This is a genomic window from Methylobacterium sp. 142-1Y, assembly GCF_057747795.1.
In genome coordinates this window covers 1,895,884-1,915,997 of the sequence record NZ_CM173224.1, presented here as the reverse complement: position 1 = coordinate 1,915,997, position 20,114 = coordinate 1,895,884, and the positions used below count along the sequence as shown (strand labels likewise).

The 20,114-nt window shown below is 71.4% G+C and carries 18 protein-coding genes; 7 read left to right on the top strand and 11 right to left on the bottom strand.

What is annotated here, in order from left to right:
• Positions 1 to 163: 163 nt before the first annotated feature.
• From AC3AOF_RS08790 to AC3AOF_RS08780, 3 genes are all read right to left on the bottom strand, one after another.
• On the bottom strand, positions 164 to 2,512 hold the full coding sequence (locus AC3AOF_RS08790; protein WP_488348259.1) for a putative bifunctional diguanylate cyclase/phosphodiesterase: 2,349 nt from the start codon (positions 2,510 to 2,512) through the stop codon (positions 164 to 166).
• 256 nt (positions 2,513 to 2,768) lie between these two features.
• On the bottom strand, positions 2,769 to 3,272 hold the full coding sequence (locus AC3AOF_RS08785; protein ID WP_488348258.1) for a hypothetical protein: 504 nt from the start codon (positions 3,270 to 3,272) through the stop codon (positions 2,769 to 2,771).
• Positions 3,273 to 3,278: 6 nt separating this feature from the next.
• A complete protein-coding gene (locus AC3AOF_RS08780) occupies positions 3,279 to 4,757 on the bottom strand; it encodes an AMP nucleosidase (RefSeq protein WP_442919298.1) in 1,479 nt (492 codons plus the stop codon).
• A gap of 96 nt (positions 4,758 to 4,853) precedes the next feature.
• On the opposite strand from AC3AOF_RS08780, the gene tsaA reads away from it, so the two are divergent.
• The gene (tsaA, locus tag AC3AOF_RS08775) at positions 4,854 to 5,393 is read left to right on the top strand and encodes a tRNA (N6-threonylcarbamoyladenosine(37)-N6)-methyltransferase TrmO (RefSeq protein WP_236991089.1); all 540 of its coding nucleotides are present in this window, start codon (positions 4,854 to 4,856) and stop codon (positions 5,391 to 5,393) included.
• Here the strand turns inward: tsaA and AC3AOF_RS08770 are convergent.
• The 3 genes from AC3AOF_RS08770 to AC3AOF_RS08760 form a co-directional block, all read right to left on the bottom strand.
• The gene (locus tag AC3AOF_RS08770; RefSeq protein ID WP_488348257.1) at positions 5,359 to 6,501 is read right to left on the bottom strand and encodes a GNAT family N-acetyltransferase; all 1,143 of its coding nucleotides are present in this window, start codon (positions 6,499 to 6,501) and stop codon (positions 5,359 to 5,361) included. The genes tsaA and AC3AOF_RS08770 overlap by 35 nt on opposite strands.
• The gene (locus tag AC3AOF_RS08765) at positions 6,498 to 7,808 is read right to left on the bottom strand and encodes a lipopolysaccharide biosynthesis protein (protein ID WP_488348256.1); all 1,311 of its coding nucleotides are present in this window, start codon (positions 7,806 to 7,808) and stop codon (positions 6,498 to 6,500) included. Before AC3AOF_RS08765 ends, AC3AOF_RS08770 begins: the two co-directional genes overlap by 4 nt.
• A 123-nt stretch (positions 7,809 to 7,931) precedes the next feature.
• A complete protein-coding gene (locus tag AC3AOF_RS08760) occupies positions 7,932 to 8,378 on the bottom strand; it encodes a hypothetical protein (protein ID WP_236991092.1) in 447 nt (148 codons plus the stop codon).
• Positions 8,379 to 8,612: 234 nt separating this feature from the next.
• On the opposite strand from AC3AOF_RS08760, the gene panB reads away from it, so the two are divergent.
• A complete protein-coding gene (panB, locus tag AC3AOF_RS08755) occupies positions 8,613 to 9,455 on the top strand; it encodes a 3-methyl-2-oxobutanoate hydroxymethyltransferase (protein WP_488348255.1) in 843 nt (280 codons plus the stop codon).
• Positions 9,456 to 9,525: 70 nt separating this feature from the next.
• Here the strand turns inward: panB and AC3AOF_RS08750 are convergent, their stop codons facing one another.
• From AC3AOF_RS08750 to AC3AOF_RS08735, 4 genes are all read right to left on the bottom strand, one after another.
• The gene (locus AC3AOF_RS08750) at positions 9,526 to 9,909 is read right to left on the bottom strand and encodes a hypothetical protein (RefSeq protein WP_236991094.1); all 384 of its coding nucleotides are present in this window, start codon (positions 9,907 to 9,909) and stop codon (positions 9,526 to 9,528) included.
• Between the two features lie 92 nt (positions 9,910 to 10,001).
• Entirely contained in the window at positions 10,002 to 11,432 is a 1,431-nt protein-coding gene (locus AC3AOF_RS08745) for a UdgX family uracil-DNA binding protein (protein WP_488348254.1), read from the bottom strand.
• A 276-nt stretch (positions 11,433 to 11,708) separates the two neighbouring features.
• A complete protein-coding gene (locus tag AC3AOF_RS08740; RefSeq protein ID WP_488347240.1) occupies positions 11,709 to 12,518 on the bottom strand; it encodes an IS5 family transposase in 810 nt (269 codons plus the stop codon).
• A 42-nt stretch (positions 12,519 to 12,560) separates the two neighbouring features.
• Entirely contained in the window at positions 12,561 to 13,772 is a 1,212-nt protein-coding gene (locus AC3AOF_RS08735) for a putative DNA modification/repair radical SAM protein (RefSeq protein WP_236991096.1), read from the bottom strand.
• A 152-nt stretch (positions 13,773 to 13,924) separates the two neighbouring features.
• On the opposite strand from AC3AOF_RS08735, the gene AC3AOF_RS08730 reads away from it, so the two are divergent.
• From AC3AOF_RS08730 to AC3AOF_RS08710, 5 genes are all read left to right on the top strand, one after another.
• On the top strand, positions 13,925 to 14,134 hold the full coding sequence (locus AC3AOF_RS08730; protein ID WP_109972454.1) for a hypothetical protein: 210 nt from the start codon (positions 13,925 to 13,927) through the stop codon (positions 14,132 to 14,134).
• A gap of 182 nt (positions 14,135 to 14,316) precedes the next feature.
• Positions 14,317 to 15,666, top strand: coding sequence for a Gfo/Idh/MocA family protein (locus AC3AOF_RS08725; RefSeq protein WP_488348253.1), 1,350 nt, complete (start codon positions 14,317 to 14,319; stop codon positions 15,664 to 15,666).
• 215 nt (positions 15,667 to 15,881) lie between these two features.
• The gene (locus tag AC3AOF_RS08720; protein WP_488348252.1) at positions 15,882 to 16,640 is read left to right on the top strand and encodes an SDR family NAD(P)-dependent oxidoreductase; all 759 of its coding nucleotides are present in this window, start codon (positions 15,882 to 15,884) and stop codon (positions 16,638 to 16,640) included.
• Between the two features lie 11 nt (positions 16,641 to 16,651).
• Positions 16,652 to 17,530 (top strand): beta-keto acid cleavage family enzyme, encoded by an 879-nt coding sequence (locus AC3AOF_RS08715; RefSeq protein WP_488348251.1) that lies wholly within the window; start codon positions 16,652 to 16,654, stop codon positions 17,528 to 17,530.
• 264 nt (positions 17,531 to 17,794) lie between these two features.
• On the top strand, positions 17,795 to 18,583 hold the full coding sequence (locus AC3AOF_RS08710) for a lytic murein transglycosylase (protein WP_236991100.1): 789 nt from the start codon (positions 17,795 to 17,797) through the stop codon (positions 18,581 to 18,583).
• A 261-nt stretch (positions 18,584 to 18,844) separates the two neighbouring features.
• Here AC3AOF_RS08710 and AC3AOF_RS08705 read toward each other — a convergent pair whose 3' ends face one another.
• A complete protein-coding gene (locus AC3AOF_RS08705; protein WP_488348250.1) occupies positions 18,845 to 19,981 on the bottom strand; it encodes a DUF2778 domain-containing protein in 1,137 nt (378 codons plus the stop codon).
• Positions 19,982 to 20,114 lie beyond the last annotated feature (133 nt).

The following is a 20,114-nucleotide window of genomic DNA, read 5'->3' as shown; positions in this document are numbered from 1 at the left end:
GGTGGTGCCACCCGGCCCGCCTCCGCTCAAGCCACGGCTCACGCCGTCCACCGGCATAGGGGCCGCCTGCGGTGCCACGCATGCGACCGGGCCGTCACCTCCCCTGCCCGTCGACGGTCGGGTTGCCGTTCCGGCGGCGGGCCTGCCCCGCCCGCCGAAAGCCTCACGCCGCCGCGTTCTCGTCTCCGGGCTCCTCGCTCGTATGCTCGGCGAAATGGGCGATCGGGCCGGGGCGGCCGAGAAGATAGCCCTGCGCCTCGTGGCAGTTCTCGGCCCCCAGGAAGGCGAGCTCGGCCGAGGTCTCGACGCCCTCCGCCAGGACCGGCAGGCCCAGCCCCCTCCCTAAGCCCAGCACCGCCCGCATGATCGCCGCGGTCTCGTGGTTGACGTCGACGGCGCGGATGAACGACCGGTCGATCTTGATCTTGTCGAACGGGAAGGCGCGCAGGTTGGACAGGGACGAGTAGCCTGTGCCGAAATCGTCCATGGCGATCCGCACCCCCATCGCCTTGACCCGGCGCAGGGCGGCGAGCGCCCGCACCGGATCGCGCACGAGCGCTGTCTCGGTGATCTCGAGTTCGAGCCGGGCGGGAGAGAGGCCTGTGGTGAACAGAACTTCGTGGACGAGCTCGGCGAAGCCCGGGGCGTGGAGCTGCACCGCCGAGACGTTGACGGCGATGCGCAGCGGCTTGTCCCACGAGGCCGCCTCGCGGCAGGTCTCGCGCAACACCCACTCGCCGATGCCGAGGATGCTGCCGGTCTCCTCCGAGATCGGGATGAACTGGTCCGGCGGGACGTTGCCGCGCTCCGGGTGCTGCCAGCGCAGCAAGGCCTCGAAGCCGACGACGATCCCGGTGTCAATCGCCATCTGCGGCTGGTAGTCGATCCGGAACTCGCCCCGCTCGACGGCGTGGCGCAGGTCGTGCTCGAGGGAGCGGCGATCGCGGATCTGCGCGGCGAGCACCGGTTCGAAGAACCGGTGGACGCCCCGTCCATGGTTCTTGGCGCAGTACAGCGCGGCGTCGGCGTGGTTGAGCAGGGTCTGGGCGTCCTCCGCGTCGGTCGGGCACAGCGCGATGCCGATGCTGGTCGCCAGGATCGGGCCGGCGCCCGCCCGCTGGTTGCCCTCGCGGATCACCCGCAGGATCTCCTCGGCGAGGAGCCCGGCCTCCTCCGCGCGCGCGAGGTCCGGCATCACGATCGCGAACTCGTCGCCGCCGAGGCGCGCCATCATCTGCCGCGGGCCGAGAACCGGGGCGATCCAGCGCGCCAGGGCCTGGAGCAGGCCGTCGCCCATGGCGTGGCCGTAGAGGTCGTTGACGTCCTTGAAGCGGTCGAGGTCGAGGCAGAGGACGGCGACGAGGCGGCCTCCGGAGCGCGCCGCGGCGATCTCCTCGTCGAGGCGGGCGCGGAAGCTCGCCCGGTTCGGCAGGCCGGTCAGGGTATCGTGGTGGGCCAGGAACTGGATGTCCTGCTCGGCCTTGCGCCGTGCCCGCAGGTCGCGGACCGCGACGGCGTGGAAGGGCCGGTTGCCGAGCGGCCGCCGGATCACGTCGACCGGCAGCGCCTCGCCGTCCGCTCCCCTGAGTTCGGCCTCGACGAGGTGGCCGTTCGGGCCGGCGTCGAGGCGCGCGACCACGACCTCGGGCAGGATCTCGGTGATCGGCCGTCCGACCAGAGCCGCCGGCGTCCGGCCGATCAGCTCGGCGAGGCTGGTATTGACGGTCACGATGCGCCGGCCCTCGCAGATCGCGATGCCCTCGACCGCGGCGTCGGCGAGGCTGTTCATCAGATCCTGCGACTCGCGCCGGCGCCGGGCGCGGCCGTCCAGAGTCAGGCCGGTGAAGGCGAGGACGAGGAGCGTCAGGCTGGCAAAGCCCAGCGAAGCGGCGAACTCGCCGCCGCTGGCCGTCGGCACGAGCCCGCCGGCGGCCAGGCTGAGCGTGACCGCGTGCGGCAGCATCACCGCGCAGGACAGGAGCAGGGCTCCGGCGGCGCGGCTCGCCGGGCTCTCCCGCAGGCTGCAATTCAGGGCGAGGCCGGAGAGCACGATCCCGGCCGCCCCGGACAGGGCGAGGCCGGCGAGCCAGGCCGGACCGCCCGCCCCCGGCAGGCTCGCCGAGGCCGATGCCGCGACCGCGGCGAGGCCCAGTCCGATCAGGCCGCCGCCGAGACCCGGCCCGACGCGGCGGGGCGCCGAGACGGCCGCCCGCAGGCCGCCCCCGGCGAAGAGCACCATGAGCACGAGGCCGAGCAGCAGGATCTCGCTCCGGCGCAGCATCTCGTCGGGGGCGCGGACCGCGGCCTGCGCGATCACCTGGCTCGCCCACAGCCCGAACCCGCCGGCGATGGCGGCGGCCGAGATCCAGATCCCCCGGCTGGTGCCGCTCGTGGCACGGGCATGCTGGAGCAGGTCGATCGTGGTGATCGCGGCGAGCACGCCGATCAGCAGCGACAGGCCGATAAGCCGCCCGTCATGCAGGGCAAGCAGGGTTTCGGCGGTCTGCAGCATGAGAGGGTCACGTCCAGCCTCGGCTTCCGGCACCGTGGCGGAAATCCGGTTGCGAAGCGGTAAAATACATCGGCCGATTCCCGCATTCGCGAGCGAACCGCACGGAATTAGACCGGTTATACTGCGTCGGCGGTGCTCGATCTGCGGTTGTCGGCACCGGCGGACCCTCGGGCAGGAAAACAGTCATATCCTGCCGCAACCCGGGGCCGACCTTTCGCGAGGGCGCCGAGGACCATGACCGGGACGCCGACGAGCCTCAATCCCCGTCGAGCCGCAGGTGCGTGATCGCGCAGCCCCGCGCCACGAGATCCGTCGGGTCGAGGTCGGGAAACAGTCCGGCGTAGCGGCGCACCAGGGCCGCGGCGAGCGCCTCCGCATCCCGGATCGTCGGCAGCGAGGCTGCAAACAGCTCCGGCGTCACCGCCGCCACGGGTACGCGCTGGTGCACCGCCACGCACAGGCCGGTCCGGAATCGGCTCGGGTCGAGGACCGGCAGTTCCTCGGCGCCATCGGGCCGGCGGCGCCCGGCCCGACGGATCGGCAGCAGGGCGTAGCGCAGGCCGACGCGATTGATCGTGCGTTCGAGGTTGAAGTGGACGAGGTCGCGGCCGGGGCCCCCCAACTCCGAAAAATCCGCTTCGTGCAGGCGGATCAATGCGTCGACGCCGAGCGACGCAGTAAGATCGGCGACCGCGACGACCCGCGTCGCACCGCCCTCCTCCACGGCGACGTGGCGGCTGTTCGAGATCGGCAGGGACATGGGAGACTACCGGAACGGCGGCTCGTCGAAGCTTCGCAGCTTGCGCGAGTGCAGGCCGTGGCGGTTGCGCCGCAAGGTATCGAGGGTGGCGAGCCCGATCAGCAGGTGCTCGCCCACCGCCCGCTCGTAGAAGGCGTTGGCGGCGCCCGGCAGCTTGATCTCGCCGTGCAGCGGCTTGTCGGAGACGCAGAGCAGCGTGCCGTAGGGCACCCGCAGGCGGTAGCCTTGCGCCGCGATGGTGCCGCTCTCCATGTCGACGCCGATCGCCCGGGACAGGTTGATCCGTCGCCGCTCCTGCGACCAGCGCAATTCCCAGTTGCGGTCGTCGTAGGTCACCACCGTGCCGGTGCGCAGGCGCCGCTTCAAGGCCTCCGCCTGCTCGCCGGTGACGGCGGCTGCGGCCTCCTGAAGCGCCACCTGGACCTCGGCCAGAGCCGGAATGGGGACGTCCGGCGGCACCACCTCGTCGAGGATCCGGTCGCGGCGCAGGTAGCCGTGGGCCAGCACGTAGTCGCCGATGGTCTGCGACTGGCGCAGGCCCCCGCAATGGCCGACCATCAGCCAGCAATGCGGCCGCAGCACCGCCAGATGGTCGGTGATCGTCTTGGCGTTGGAGGGCCCGACGCCGATATTGACGAGGCTGGTGCCTTGTCCGTCCCGCGCCACGAGGTGGTAGGCCGGCATCTGGAAGCGGTGCCAGGGCGAGGCGGCGATGAGCGCATCGGCCGCGGCCCCCGCCGCCTCCCCGGCCTCGACCGCGACGCCGCCGGGCAGGACCAGGCGGGCGTAGCGCTCGGGCTCGGCGGCGAGCGCCTTCAGGCCGACCCGCACGAACTGGTCGACGTAGCGGTGGTAGTTGGTGAGCAGGATCCAGGGCTGGATCTGGCGCCAGTCGGCCCCGGTATAGTGGACGAGGCGGCGCAGCGAGTAATCGACCCGCGGCCCGTCGAACAGGGCGAGCGGCCGGGGCTCGTCGCCGGCCTCCAGCCACAGCCCGTCGGCGATCTCGTCGCCGACGCTCGACAGCATCGGGGTCGGGAAGTGGCGCGCGAGGTCGCTGGAGGTGACGCCGCGGGCCAGCTCCGCCCCGGGCTCGACGACGTAGGGGTACGGGATCTCCTGGGCGCTCAGGCCCACCTCGATCGTGGCGCCGTAATCCTGCACCAGCGGCCGCAGCTGCTCCAACAGGTAGGCGCGGAAATGCGCCGGCTGGGTCAGGGTGGTGGCATAGACGCCCGGGCCCTGGAACTTCGCGGTGGCGCGGGTGATCCGCGGCATCGGCCCGGTCGGGCTGTAGGTCAGGCGCAATTCGGGGTAGCGGAAGTTGAGCCGCTCGGCGGCGTCGGGGGCTACGCCCTCCGCGAGGAAGCGCGTCAGCGCGTCCCGCAGGCTGCCGGCGGCGGCGGCGTGGAGCGCCGCCAGGCGGTCGACCGCCGTCTCGGGATCGGCCACCGTCTCCATCGGTCTCAGTTCGTCGGCGAACACGGTCGATCGGTCTCCCTGATGCCCCGGAGACGAGCCTATACCGGGCGGAGCGGCGGGGCGACCCGGATCCCGCCCCTGAAACGACGGGACACCACGATGAGCGAAGCGGATTTCGGCCCGCGGCCGGGCGAGACGAGCATCGAGCTGCCGGCGGCGTTCGACGCCGGACTCTACTTCGTCGGCCGGGTGCGCACGCCCTGGACCGCGCGGGCGGACTGCCCGCGCAACTCCGCGCAGTCGGACGCGGTCTGCACCCTGGAGGTCGATGCCCGCTTCGCCCCGGCCTTGGCGAGCCTCGAGGGCACCACCCACCTGATCGTGCTCTACTGGATGGACCGGGCGCCGCGGAACCTGGTGGCGCAGCAGCCCCGGCACGCGCCGGAGCCGCGCGGCACCTTCTCGCTGCGCTCGCCGGCCCGCCCGAACCCGATCGCCGTCTCGGTGGTCGAACTGCTGGGCATCGAGGGCGGGACCTTGCGGGTGCGCGGGCTCGACTGCCTCGACGGCACGCCGCTCCTCGACATCAAGCCCTACTTCGCCTCGACCGATGCGCGGCCGCAGGCGCAGGTCCCCCGGCGGCAGGCGGCGGCGACCGAGGCGGTCAGCGACGGCGCAGACGCGTCAGCCGCGCCTTGAGCCAGTCCTTCGCGGCGTGCTGCCGCCGGGCCAGATCGGCGAGGCGTTCCGCCGAGGGCCCGCCGGGTGGCGAGACGACGACCTCGGTGACGCGGACGCGCTCGGGATACAGGTCGTCGAGCACCGCGCTCGCCAGGGTCGCCGAATCGAGCCGGTCGGCGAAGCGCGTCTCGTGCAGGGCCCGGACGATCTCGGCTTCCAGCAGCACGCCGGGGGCGAGCGTGCGCAGGTCTTCGTCGTAGGCGGTCTTGAGCAGGGTGGCGGTGCCGCCGCAGACCAGCGCCAGGCTCGCGGCGACGACCCGCCCGTCGAGGCGCAAAAGGTCGGCCCGCGCGGTCACCGACCCGTCGCCGGCACGAAACAGGGTTTTGGCGAAATTTTCGGTCTGCCGCCGGCAGGCGAGCGCGGTGCCGGCCCGCCCCTTCCAGCCGCGGCGTTCCAGGGCGAGGAACTCCGCGACCGCGCCCGCCAGGTCGCCATCCGGCCCGACCGCCTCGACCGTGACGGCGCCGGCCTCGTCGAGGCGGCGGCGGCGGCGGCGCAGGTCCTTGAGCCGGCCCTTGTGCGGGTGCTCGCGCAGGAAAGCGTCGTGGCTCATGCGCCGGTCGAGGACAGGACGCAGGAAGCCCGAGACCTCCGCGGTGCCCCAGCCGTCGCGGGCGAGCGCGGGACGGAGGGCCGATCCCTCCGCCGGCAGGAGCGGCCACCACCACGGGTGCCCGAGCCCCCGCATGCCGGCGACGAGCGCAGCGAGCGCCGGGGCGCCCTCGGGTCCGGCAACGACGAGCGGCGCCGTCACCGTGAGGTAGGGCGAGGCGAAGGGCCGGGCGATCCGGCCGAGCCCGAGGGGCCCGCGCCCGATCCGGAAGGGCAGCAGGGCCAGAAGGTCAGACCCTGCGCGCACCGCGAGGCAAGGCAGATCCTCCGGCGCCAAGCCATGGTCGCGATGCGCCTCCAGCACCCGCCGCGCATAATCGGGCGTCGGCCCGTCGGCGCGGGCGACCAGGGCGTCCCAGGCTGCCGGCTCCCGGCTCAACGAGGCGAGGGTCGTGACCTCGCAGGCCGGGGCGACGGTGACGATGGGGAACGGGATCGCGTGCGCGTTCATCGGGCGAAGGCCGGTGTGAGGAGACCGAGGCGGCGATGGGCGAGCCACGCCAGGACGCCGCCTCTCCCGGCGGTCACCAGGGCAGCGGCGAGCGCCGCGCCGGTGAGGCCGAGGAGGGGGACCAGCACCAGCGTGAGGACCACCGCCGCGGTAAGGAGCGCGACCGTGACGGCGGCACAGGCCCGTTCCGCCCCCAGCATGGTCAGCAAGTCCTCCGCCGGCCCGAAGGCGGCGGCGAGACCGTGGCCGGCGACGAGGAGCGCGAGGAGCGGCAGGGCGTCGCGGAAATCGGGACCGAACAGGCCGAGGAGCAGCGGACCCGCCGCCACGACGCCGAGGCCGGTCGCCAGGGTGGCCAGCAGCGTGAGGCGCGACCAGCGCCGGACCAGGGCTTCGAGCCCGGCCCGGTCGCCCCGCGCCTGCGCCTCGGCAAAGCGCTGCGCGGTGACCGAGGAGGCGGCGTACTGGACGAAGACCACGAATTGCAGGAGCCGCGTCGCCGCGAAATAGGCGCCGACCTCCGCCGGCGGCAGCAGGAAGCCCAGCACCAGCACGTCGACGAAGTTGACGCCGGAGCCGGCGAGATCGATCAGCGCCATCGGCAGGGCCGCCCGCATCCACTCGCGCCACGGAAACAGGGCGCGCGCCGGCGCACGCTCCCGCCACAGGCGCCGCAGCAGGAGCGCGGCCTGGAGCGCGAGCGACAGGGCGGTGGCGGCGAGCGTGCAGGCGACGGCGATCGCGGCCTCGGCCGGCGCCCCGAACCCGACCGCCGCCAGCATCAGGGCCATCATCAGGCCCTGCCGCAGGAGGTAGGGCGGCGCGACCGCGAGCAGCGTCCAGTGACGGCCCCGCGCGACCCCCTCGCAGAAATCTTGGAGCGCAAAGAGCGGTAGCACCAGGGCGGCGACGAGCAGCGGACCCGCGTAATCTCCGGCGACGAGGCCGGGATGGAGCCAGAGGAGCCCGGCGCCGAGCCCCGCCAGGGTCGAGGCCGCCGCGAGGGAGAACAAGGCCCCGAATGCGAGGAAGCCGCGCTCCGGCCCGGCGGCGCCTTGCGCCCGGTAAGTCGGCAGGAAGCGGCAGGCGGCCTGCGACAGGCCCCAGGTCGAGGCATGGCCGAGCAAGGCGGTCCAGACCCAGATCGTGGCAAAGATTCCGTATTCCTCGCCGCCCATCAGACGGGCCATCAGTACCTGGGCCACGAAGGCGCAGGCCGCTGCGGCGATGCGCACGCCGAACACCGCGAGCGCGGTACCGGCGCCACCGCCCGCCTCCGCCTCACCGATCGAAGCCCCGGCCGCCATCCCGCCGCTCCGAATCGCGCTGCACCAAGGTCTTCGATAGCCGGTCGGGCTTGCGGGCGGGTTAAGTGGACCGGGTCAAAGCCAGGAAATCACATCCGGGGACCCGTGCCGAACTCGGGCGCCTCACGGCTCCCCGGCGGGTGCCGCCGGCACCTCGCTGTCGGCACGCGGCTCGGCATTGGCCACGGCCTTTGTGGTGAGCAGCGGTTCGAGGCGCCGGGCCAGTTCCTGGCCGAGATGGCGGGTATAGGTGCCGGTGAAGTAGCGGCCGCCGGCGCCGCGGCCGTCGAGATGGTCGCGGGCCTTGGTCATCGCGTCGACCTCGGGCCGGCACAGGAAGCCGATCACGCCCGCCGCCTCGTACCAGCGCCCGGCCCGGGCATGGGCGAGTGCCGCCGGATTGTTGCCGATGGTCTCGGCGAAGCAATCGGTCGCCGCCTGTTCCAGCGGAGTGAGCACTGCGCGCCGGTGCTCGGCGCGGGGATTCGGAGCCGCCGCCGCCGGGTGGGCCGCGGCGGTCAGCTCCAACGCCGCCAGGGTGCAGATCGCGCCGTAAAGCAGAACTCTCATATCCGGGCCTCGGCCGAATCAACCGCATCTAACCCGGCAAGCCTCATGCCGATCAAGGGCGGATCTTGGGCGAAATCCGCGCGAGATATCGAATTCCGGACCTGTGTGCTTTCGGCCCGAAGCTGAGCCGAGCAGAGAGGGCCACCCGCTCGTACGGGCTGCACCGGGGGCCGAGGCCGTCTACAACACGCCCGGCAAACAGGCGGGGCCCCGCCGGAACGAGGAAGCCGTGCCATGTCGCAGGTCGTGGAAACCCGCCGTCTGACGACCCTGGACATCGCCCGGCGCAAGGCGGACGGCCGCAAGATCGTCGCGCTGACCGCCTGCCACGCGCAGATGGCCGGCCTCATCGACCCTCATTGCGACGTGATCCTGGTCGGTGACTCGCTCGGCATGGTGATGCACGGGCTCGATTCGACCCTGCCCGTGACCCTGGACATGATGATCCTCCAGGCGCAGGCGGTGATGCGGGGCACGCGACGGGCACTCGTCGTGGTCGACATGCCGTTCGGCTCCTACGAGGCGAGCCGGGAGCAGGCCTTCGCCAGCGCGGCGCGCATCCTGAAGGAAACGGGGGCCGGGGCGGTGAAGCTGGAGGGCGGCGCGCGCTTCGCCGAGACGGTGGCCTTCCTGACCCAGCGCGGCGTGCCGGTGATGGGCCATATCGGCCTTACCCCGCAATCGATCCACACGATGGGCGGCTTCCGGGTGCAGGGGAAAGGGCCTGACGCCCCGCGCCTGCTCCTGGAGGATGCCCGGGCGATCAGCGAGGCCGGCGCCTTCGCGATCGTGCTGGAGGGCATCGTCGAGCCGGTGTCCCGCACCATCGCGCGTGCGCCGGAGGTGACGGCTCCCACCATCGGCATCGGCGCCTCGCCGTTCTGCGACGGCCAGATCCTCGTTCTGGAGGACATGCTCGGCCTGTCCGAGCGCACCCCGAAATTCGTCAGGCAGTTCGGACGCTTACGCGCCGAGATCGATGCGGCGGTGCGCCTCTATGCCGAGGAGGTCCAGGCCGGACGTTTCCCCGACGAGGCGCATACCTACGGCGAGCGCCAGGAACTGCCGAAGGTCTGACGCTCCAGCTTTTCCCACCCGCGACCTCATCCTGAGATGGAGGGTGGAAGAGCCGCATGCCGACAGTGCTCTAGCCGCGGCGCTCGGCGTTCCAGCGGCCCTTGCAGGAATTGGAGCCGGACGTGGTCCAGTTGCCAAAGCCGGTGCCGTCGCCCAGGCGGCCGACGACCTGCGCCGCGGCATCGCCCCGGCTGATCGTCGCCCGCACGGCGCCGCTCGGTTGCACCCGGCCCGACACGGTGAAGTCGCCGCCGCCAGCGTAGCGGGCCTGGCCGTTCTGGATGATGACGCCGTAGCGGTAGGCCTTGTCGCAGGTCCCACTCTCGGTGATGACCTCGACGCTCCAGGTGCCGTCGAAGCGATTGGGTGCCTTGGCGCTGGTTCTGGCAGCGGCCGGCGCCACGGCACCGGCCAGACAAGCTCCCGCCGCGAGGGCGGACACGATCAGCCTCATGATCCTCGTTTCCCGGTTCGGTCTGGCGTCAAACTCGGCAGCAGGCGGTTGGTTGCCGCAATGCAGCGTTTCCGCGCGTTAACCGGCCACACTCACGCGGCCCTCGGTTCCGCCGCCAGGGTCGCCGCCCGCCGCAGGTCGTCGACGAAGCCCACATACGCGTCCTCCCGCGCCCCGTCGGGCAGTCGCAGCAGGTAGGAGGGATGGACCGTGACGAAGCCCCGATACGGCTTGTCGCCGAAACTCGCCGGTCCGCGGGCGCGGGTGATCGGCACCTGCCGGCCCGACAGCGCCAGCATCGCGGTGGCGCCGAGCGCCACCACCAGCCGCGGCGCCACGAAGGCGAGCTCGCGTTCGAGCCACCAGCGGTAATGCGCCACCTCGCCGGCGCCGGGCTTCTGGTGGATGCGCCGCTTGCCCCGAACCTCGAACTTGAAGTGCTTGACCGCATTGGTGAGATAGGTCCGCTCGCGGTCGATCCCGGCCTCGCGCAACGCCCGCGACAGGAGCTGGCCCGCCGGACCGACGAAGGGCCGCCCGTGCACATCCTCCTGATCGCCCGGTTGCTCGCCGACGAAAGCGATGTCCGCGCCGAGCGGACCTTCGCCGAGGACGGCCTGCGTCGCGCCCGGCACCAGCGGCTCGGAGGCGCGGATGATTGCGTTCAGCGCTTCCAACGAGGCGGGCTCCTGCGCCGCCATCGCGGCGAGGGCCCGCGCCGGCACGCGCTTCATCGGCGCCTCGGGGGCGCGGGCGATCATCTCGCCCACGCGCCGGCCGGCCTCGCGCACCAAGCCGGGGATCGCCGCGGCCTCGGGCAGGTTGTGCCAGTATTTCTTCGGCATCTCGGCCCGCATCGCCGCCAGGTTGGTGCGGGCAGGATTGAAGGTGCTGGAATAGTAGTCGGTCCAGCCGGCCTCGAAGGCGTCCGCATCCGGCACGTCCTCGCGCCGGCCCGGCGGCCCGAAGGTCAGGGCCCGTCCGTCCCAATGGGCCGAACCGTCCGGCGTCAGGATCGACCAGTCGAAGGAGGGGAAGCGCGCGGAGAAGAACGGCGCCGCCTCGGCCAGGATGTGATGCTCGGGCTCGAACCAGGCGGCGAATCGCTCACGCCCTCCCTCCCCCGCCCCGGCGCGGCGGAAGCGCAGGAAGGCGTGCATCTTGTGCAGGTCGCGCGCCACGCTTTTCCGCATCAGGTGCAGGCGATGGACCAGCGGGTCGCTCGCCACCTCGGCAAGATGCCGCTCTCCCCCCGCCACCCGCCAGACCAGCCGGTGCAGAAGCGCATAGCGCTCGGGATCGCGGTGCATGACGACAGATGGGATCAAGGCCGCCACCGCCCGCGGCAAGGCGAGGGCCGGGCCGGGCTCCATCGGCTCCGCCTCGGCAAACAGCGAGGCAGCCTCACCGTCGATCCAGGTCACCGCCTCCGGTGGGATGCCTGCCGGGACGAGGCGCCGGATCGCCACGCGGAACCCCGCGAGGTCGGCGCCGGCCTGGAGCCGGATGGTGTGGGCGCGCATCCAGAGCATTTTCCGACAAAGTGGAGAACGGTTCGTCGCAGGCAATGCGGCAAACCAAAGACCTAAGCAGATTTCGCAAACTTGGACGCCGGTTTTGCGGAAAAAATCTGCGACAAACAAGGATCTAAGCTGACGAAGCGTCGGCCTGCCAACGCAAGTCTGCTCTAGAGCACTTCACGATCGCGTTGCCATCGCGAAGCTCTCTAGGACTTTGATTTTGCCGCATTTTCTGCGACGAACCGGCATCCACTTCGTCGGAAAATGCTCTAGAGCGTGTTATGAACTGTTTACGATGCGTCCAAGCTTGCTGAGCATGTCGCAGACGAAGGCGATCATGTAGATGCCTGCCAACGTGGTGGCATAGCGCTCGTAGTCCTTGACCAGCCGGCGGCAGCGCGCCGCCCAGGCCAGCGAGCGCTCCACCACCCACCGGCGTGGCAGCAGCACGAAGCCGCGCTTGGCCTCGGGCGCCTTGACTACCTCCAACGCGATGCCGTTCGCGTCGGCGGCCTTCGCCGGCTTCTCGCCCGTGTAGCCTTGATCGACGAACGCCGTCTCCACGCTCCCGTCCGTCTCCGCTTGCACCGCACACGTCAGCGCCCCAACCTGGCTGCGGTCGTCCACGTTCGCCGGCGTGACGTGCAGCGCCACCACATGCCCGGGCGTGTCCACCGCCAGGTGCACCTTCGAGCCGCGCTTGCGCTTGGCCCCGTCGTAGCCCGCCCGCTCACCGCTCTCGGGCGAGGAGCGTTGGGTCCGGCTGTCCAGGATCACCGCAGACGGCTCCGGCTCGCGCCCCGCCGCTTCCCGCAACACAGCACGCAGGTCGCCCGCCACCGCGCCAAAGCAATCGGCGGAAAGCCAGCGTTGGGTCTGCTGGTAGACCGCTGCCCACGGCGGCAGGTCGTGGGGCATGAACCGCCACGGCGCACCGGTCTTCACGATGTAGCGCAGCCCGTTGAACACCTCGCGCAACTCGTGGTCGCGTTGACCCGAGTCCTCGCGCAGCAGCGCCAGATAGGGGGCAACCAGCGCCCATTCTTCATCGGACACGTCGGACGGATAGGCGGGGCGATCAGCACTCATGCCCCTCAACGCTCACGCCACGTCATAGGTTCATAACACGCTCTAGAACAGGCTCAGCTGGCGCGGCGGCTCGGCGAGACGCGCGCGCAGGTCGAGCCGATCGGTGAGCCGCGTCGGCGCATAATCGGCCGCGATCAGGAACGGCCGGGCCCGCTTGAGACCCGATGTCAGGCGGGCGACATCGTCGAGGCGCAGCGTCGCATGGCGGCGCGCCGCCACGATCTTGTCCACCGCCCGCACGCCGAGGCCCGGCACCCGTAGCAGCATCTCCCGGTCGGCCCGGTTGACGTCGACGGGGAAGCGGTCGCGGTTGCGCAGGGCCCAGGCGAGCTTCGGGTCGACGTCGAGGGCGAGCATGCCGGATTCGGTCGCCCCGGCCACGTCGTCGGGCGAGAATTCGTAGTACCGCATCAGCCAGTCGGCCTGGTACAGCCGGTGCTCGCGCTGGAGCGGCGGCGATTGGCTCGGCAGGATCGAGGCCGCGTCGGGAATCGGGCTGAAGGCCGAGTAGTAGATCCGCTTCAGGCCGTAATGGTCGTAGAGGCGGGCGCTGGTGCGGATCAGCGATTCGTCGGTGCTGGCATCCGCCCCGACGATGACCTGCGTCGATTGCCCGGCGGGGGCGAAGCGGCGCTTCTCCTCTTTGGCCTGCAGGATGCGCTCGCCCATCTGCCCCATCGCGGTCTGGATCGCTGCGCCGTCCTTCTCCGGCGCCAGCCGTTCCAGGCTCGCCTCGGTCGGAAGTTCGAGGTTGATCGAGAGCCGGTCGGCGTAGAGCCCGGCCTGCTCGATCAGCCACGGGCTCGCCTCCGGGATGGTCTTGAGGTGGATGTAGCCGCGAAAGCCGTGCCGCTGGCGCAAGGTCTTCGCCACCCGGATCAGCTGCTCCATCGTGTGGTCGGGCGAGCGGATGATGCCGGAGGACAGGAACAACCCCTCGATGTAGTTGCGCTTGTAGAACTCGACCGTCAGCGTCACCACCTCGTCGACCGAGAACTTCGCTCGTCGCACATTCGAGGAACGCCGGTTGACGCAATAGGCGCAGTCGAACAGGCAATAATTGGTGAGCAGGATCTTGAGCAGCGAGACGCAGCGCCCGTCCGGCGTGTAGGCGTGGCAGATTCCCGCCCCCGTCGTCGAGCCGAGCCCGCCGGCCTCGGCCTTGCGCTTCGGCGCCCCCGACGAGGCGCAGGAGGCATCGTATTTCGCCGCGTCGGCGAGAACCGTCAGCTTCTTCTTGAGGGCGTCATCCATCCCTGCAAACTGGCTTTCGTTCGTGATTTGTTCAAGGTGGAAGGTGCCGTCCTCCCGTGGTCGAAAGCCGCATCAGGGGGCGCAGGAACCCATCGCGCCGCCCCTAGTTGTCTGCCCGATTGGAATTGTTCTGATTTGCAAGGAGGCACACGATGGCGACGAACCCGTCCGCGAACTGCCGCAGCTGCCGCTACTTTGACGACCACAAGCTGAACGGCGCCGCCGCGCAGGGTGAGGAGGGCCTGTGCCGCTTCAACCCTCCCGTGAGCCAGCCCGAGCCGCAGGGACACGGCCTGTGGCCGGTGGTCTCGGCGCAGGATTGGTGCGGGCATTTCTCGCCGGAGATGATGGCGGGCGAGTAACAGCGCTCACGCCCAGGAGTGTCCGGAAGGCCGGTCCCGCGAGGGCCGGCCTTTCTGTTTTCAGGTTCAGGAGAACCCGGGCGAGCCCCGCCGGGTCTGCGATCGGGCGCCTGCCGACGGCGGAACCCTCCCATCCCGGATTCGTTGCGCAGGCTCTTCAAGCCCCAACGGATGGTTGCCCGATGCCGGACGATGTCACCGCCCTCTCGCGCCGGAGCCTGATGATGGCCGGCGGCGCCACCCTGGTCGGCCTCGGCAGCGGGGCTGCGCAGGGGGCAGCCGGGCAAGGTACGCCCGGACCCGAGCGGCCGGTGGATACCGGCAAGGTCGAGAACGGCAAGGTGACGTTTCCGAACTGGCGCGGCCCCTCCGACCGGCCGTCCGCGCCGCCACCGGCGCCGCTGCCGCCGGGCGAGCGGGTCGGCTTCGCGATCGTCGGCCTCGGCCGGCTGTCGCTGGAAGAAATCCTGCCGGCCTTCGGCGAGTGCCGGAAAGCGAAGCCGGTCGCCCTGATGTCGGGCTCGCCCGAGAAGGCCAAGGCGGTGGCGGCGCAATACGGCGTCAAGCCGGAGGCGATCTACGGCTATGACGGCTGGGATGCGCTCGCCCGCAATCCGGAGGTGAAGGCGGTCTACATCGTGACCCCGAACGCGCTCCACCGCGACCAGGTGATCGCCGCCGCGAGCGCCGGCAAGCACGTGCTGTGCGAGAAGCCGATGGCGGTCTCGTCGGGCGAGGCGCGGGCGATGATCGATGCCTGCGCGAGCGCGAAGGTGAAGCTGATGATCGCCTACCGCTGCCAGTACGAGCCCCATAACCGCGAGGTCGTGCGGCTGGTGCGCAGCGCCAAGTACGGCAAGGTCAAGCTCATCGAGGCGACCAACACCCAGACCATGAGCCTGCCCGAGCAGTGGCGGATGAAGGCGGCGTTGGCCGGAGGCGGCGCGCTGCCGGATATCGGGCTCTACTGCCTCAACGGGGTGCGGGCGCTGATGGGCGAGGAGCCGGTTTCGGTCCAGGCGCAGGTTCATTCGCCGGACGATCCGCTCTACCGCGAGGTCGAGGAGACCGTGGCCTTCACCTTACGCTTTCCCTCGGGGGCGCTGGCGCTCTGCTCCACCAGCTACGGCGCGCACGAGACCCGCTCGCTCACCGTGCAGGCCGAGGGCGGCGCGATCCAGCTCCAGAACGCCTTCGCCTACGAGGGCCAGCGCCTATTCCTGAACCATCGCGAGGGCAAGGCCGAGGCGAAGGAGGAGCGGGTGCTCGGCGCCAAGAACCAGTTCGCCCTCGAGATCGACCACATGGCGACCTGCATCCTGGAGAACCGCACGCCCCGCACCCCGGGCGAGGAGGGCTTGCAGGACCAGATCCTGATGGAGGCGATCTACGAGGCCGCTCGCACCGGCAACGCGGTGGCGCTGAAGGGCCCGGAGCGGATCGTCGGCAAGGGCGAAAAGGACCAGGGCAAGGATCAGGCGGGCAAGGCCCTCGACCAGACCCGCGGTCCGGAGCCGGAGGAGGCCGGTTAGGGCATCGTCTGACGGGGCGGGGCCGGTTCGGCGTCGCGGAGCAGCCCGGGCCGTCGCGGCGGGCACCGGCATCGCCCGACCCCCGATCATGGCACGGCCGCGGCCGCCGTCGAGGCGCGCCACGGCACACCCCCGATGCGCGCCTCAAGCTGGACAAGACCCGCCCGCTCCTGCCACTCTCCCGCGAAACAACATTTCGCAGGGTGGAAACTCCAATGATCAGTGCGGATCTGCGCGGGCGCTGCGTGCTCGTCACCGGCGGCGCCTCGGGGATAGGGCTGGCTGCCGTCACGCTGTTTGCCCGCTGCGGCGCCGGCGTGGTGCTCAACCATCTCGCCGAGGATGCCCGCGGGCCGGAAGCCGCCGCGCGGCTGGCGGCCGAGGGCCTGAAGGTCCAGGCGCTCGCCGGCACCGTCTCGGTGCCGGGCGAGGCGGAAGCCATGGTGGCGCGGGGGATCGACGCGCTCGGCGGCCTCGACGTGCTCATCAACAATGCCGGCACCCCGGCCACGACCACGCCGATCGACTTTGCCGACCTCGACGCCATGACCGAGGAGTTCTGGCAGACCATCCTGGCGACGAACCTGATCGGCCCCTATCGCTGCGCCCACGCGGCGGCGCCTGCGCTCCGCCGCGCCAAGGGCGCCATCGTCAACACCGCCTCGGTGGCCGGGCTCGGGCAGCGCGGCTCCAGCATCGCCTATTCGGCGAGCAAGGCGGGGCTCATCAACCTCACCCGCAGCCTCGCCCGGGCGCTCGCACCGGATGTCCGGGTCAACGCCGTGGCGCCGGGCCTGGTCGAGACGCCGTGGACGGCGCCATGGTCGCAGGAGCGCAAGGCCGATTCCGTCGCCCGTACCCTGCTCGGCCGCATGGCGAAGCCCGATGACATCGCGCAGGCCATGCTGTTCCTCGCCGCCGGCGCGCCTTACGTCACCGGCCAGACCCTGGCGGTCGACGGCGGCATGCTCTGAGGGAGGGACGGATGTCTCGCAAGACCGTCATCACCTGCGCCCTCACCGGCTCGTTCGATACGCCCGCGAAGAACCCCGCCGTGCCGGTGAGCCCGCAAGGGATCGCGCAGTCGGCCCTCGAGGCCGCTGCAGCCGGCGCCGCGGTGGTGCATATCCACGTCCGCGATCCGCAGACCGCCAAGCCCAGCATGGAGCTCGCCCTCTACCGCGAGGTGGTCGAGCGGATCCGCGACAAGAATGCCGACGTGATCCTCAACCTCACCACCGGGGCCGGCGGGCGCTACGTCGCCGGCGATCCCGACCCGGCCGTGGCGGGCCCCGGCACGACCCTGGCCTCGCCGGAGGCGCGCACCCGCCACGTCACGGCGTTGCGGCCGGAGGTCTGCACCCTCGACGTGGCGACGATGAATTTCGGCGAGCACGCCTTCATGAACACGCCTGCGCACCTGCGGGCGATGGCGGCGCTGATCCGCGAGGCGGGGGCCAAGCCCGAGATCGAGGTGTTCGACCTCGGCCAGATCGAGCTCGCCCGCCACCTCCTGGCGGAAGGGCACCTCGACTCCCCGCCCTTGTTCCAGATCTGCCTCGGCATCCCGTGGGGCGCGCCGGCGACGCCCGAGACCCTGCTGCAGATGCGCGACCGCCTGCCCAAGGACGCGGTGTGGTCGGCCTTCGGCATCTCGCGGGCCGAGTTCCCGATGGTGGCGCTCGCCGCCACGGTCGGGGGCCACGTCCGTGTCGGGCTCGAGGACAACCTGTACCTGTCGCGCGGCGAGCTCGCCCCGAGCAACGCGGCCCTGGTCGAGAAGGCCGTGAGCCTGCTCGCCCATCTCGATTGCGCCCCCGCCAGCCCGGCCGAGGCGCGGGCGATCTTCGGGATCGCGGCCTGATCTGGCGGGCGTGGCCGAAAGGCCACGCCCGCCGGATCGTTGTCCTGTCGCGCCCTTCGAGGCCCTACATCCCATTCGACCAATCCGGCCGCGTTTTGCACATGGCGGGCCGGAGATAGGTCGGGTTGCAGTTCCGCCGTAAAGATTCCGCACAGGGCTGCGCTGTAGCGTCGCCCATCGGGCGGGCATGACTTGCTGGAGAACGGGATCCGCGGCGGCCACCGACCCGAGGCTCGGCGCGCGGCTCCCAAGGGAGTATTGGGGATGATCGGAAGCGGTTACGGGAGGGCGCTCATCGCCGCGGGCCTCGCGGTGCTGGCCGGCGGCGCGCACGCCGCGCAATGCGGCAACTCGGCCGCCGGGTACGAGGCCTGGAAGCGGGAATTCGCCGACGAGGCCCGCGGGCGCGCCAGCCCCGCGGCGATCTCGGCGCTGATGGGCACCTCCTACTCGTCGGCCACCATCGCGGCGGACCGGGGCCAGAAGAGCTTCAAGCTCTCCCTCGACCAGTTCATGGCCAAGCGGGGCGCCGCCTCGATCATCTCCCGCGGCCGGGCGATGAAGCGCTCGCAAGCCGCCCTGTTCGACTCGATCGAACAGCGCTACGGCGTGCCCCCGGGCCCGCTGCTGGCGATCTGGGGCATGGAAACGGCGTTCGGCGCCGTGAAGGGCAACGTCAACACCCTCTCGGCGGTGGCGACCCTGGCCTACGATTGCCGCCGCTCGGCCTATTTCACCGACCAGCTCTACGCCGCCCTGACCCTGGTGGATCGCGGCATCCTGAGCCCGAACACCCGCGGCGCCGCCCATGGCGAGGTCGGCCACACCCAGTTCCTGCCGAAGAACGTCCTGAACTACGGCACCGGCGGCAGCCTCGACAACGCCTCGGTGGCGCTGAACTCGACCGCGAACTTCCTCAAGGCCCATGGCTGGCGCGCCGGCGCCGGCTACCAGCCCGGCGAGCCGAACTTCGCGGCGATCCAAGGCTGGAATGCCGCTTCTGTCTACCAGCGCGCCATCGCGATCATCGGCGCGAAGATCGACGGGGAGTGAGTGGGATTTAAGTGAATCGGCCTCCGGGAACTTGTTCCGGAAGCCGATTTCTCCATAGGCTGTCCAGCCTGACATCCTCCATGTCATTCCGGGGCCGTGCAGCGGAACCCGGAATCCAGACACTCAGGCGGTGGAGGATGAAGCGGAACGAGAGCTGCTTTGTTCTGAACCATCCGCGGTTCTGGATTCCGGGCTCCGCTGCGCGGCCCCGGAATGACATGGTGGTTATGACCATCGTCGATTGCAGACCGAACAGGTCTCTCAACCCCGCGTCGCCCGGTCCGACGGGCCGCCCCGCCCGATCCGCGGCAGGTCGCTCGCGCCGCTGCCCGGCACCACGACGACGCGGCGGACCTCGCCGCGCAGGAAGGCCTGCAGGAAGCGGTCGTAGTTGCGGAACGAGATGCAGCCGTTCGAGGCGCCGCTCGGTCCGAGCATGTAGGTATGGGCGAGCAGCCCGACCCGGTTGTGGATGGCGCCGCTGCCGCCGACCGGGTTGAGCCGGATCGCCCGCACGCCGTGGAACAGGGCCTCACGCTCGGTGAGGTCGTAGGTGCCCGGGGGCGTGGCGCCCCGCATCTTCAGGTGGACGTTGCGGGGATCGTCCATGTGCGGCCCGAGGCCGGAATGCGCCTCCAGCGACTCGCCGCTCGGCAGGGTCACGGTGCGGGCGCTGATGTCGTAGATCGCGATGCCCGGGCTGGCGCTCAGGCGCGGCCGCGGGCTCGGGTCGAGGCCGCCCGGCGCGGCATAGGCGAGGGTCTGGGACGGGGCGCTCGTGCCCCCTCCCCCGAAGATCCGGTCGAACAGCGACGGCTCTTCCGGCAGGGCGGCCTTGAACACGCTCTGGGTCGAGGCCATCGCCTGGTTCTGGCGCCGCGGCAGGCGCGTCGCCAGCACGGTCGGCGCAGGCCGCGTCTCGGCGGGGCGCAATTCGGGCGGGCGCGGCACCGGGAGGGGCACGGCGACGAGCGGCGTGGTGGCGGGCTGCACCGCCTCGGACGGCGCCGCCGGAGGCGGCACCAGGGCGGCCGGCGCGGCCTCGGCGAGGCGCAGAGGCTCGGGGGCAGGCGACGGCGCGGGCGAAGCCGCCGCGAGCTGTTGCGGCGCCTCGGCCGGGAGGTCGCGGGTGAAGCCCGTCGTCTCGCCCCTCAGGGTCGGCAGCGGCGCCAGCATCCAGCCGAGCTCGGCCGGGGCAACCCGGGCTTCGCGCAACGGCGCGGCCGGCTCCGCGGCGATGCCGGCGACCGGCGGATGGGTCTCCTCGCGCGGCACCAGGCCGGCCGCGGCCCCGATCCCGCCGAGGACAGCGGCGATGCCGAGGAGCCGCCGGTTGCGGCGGCGGCGACGGATGGAGCCCGGGGCGAGGCGACCGGACGAATACGCGACGAGGTCCATGCGGCCTGTACTCGATGGCTTGTCCCGCACGGACCCGCCCGCTCGGCCGCCGGCGCGCGAGGGCGCAGCGGGCCGGTGAGTTCGGCCGTTTAGGAAAGGATCAACCTTAAGCCCTCGTATTGAGCGGCCTCTT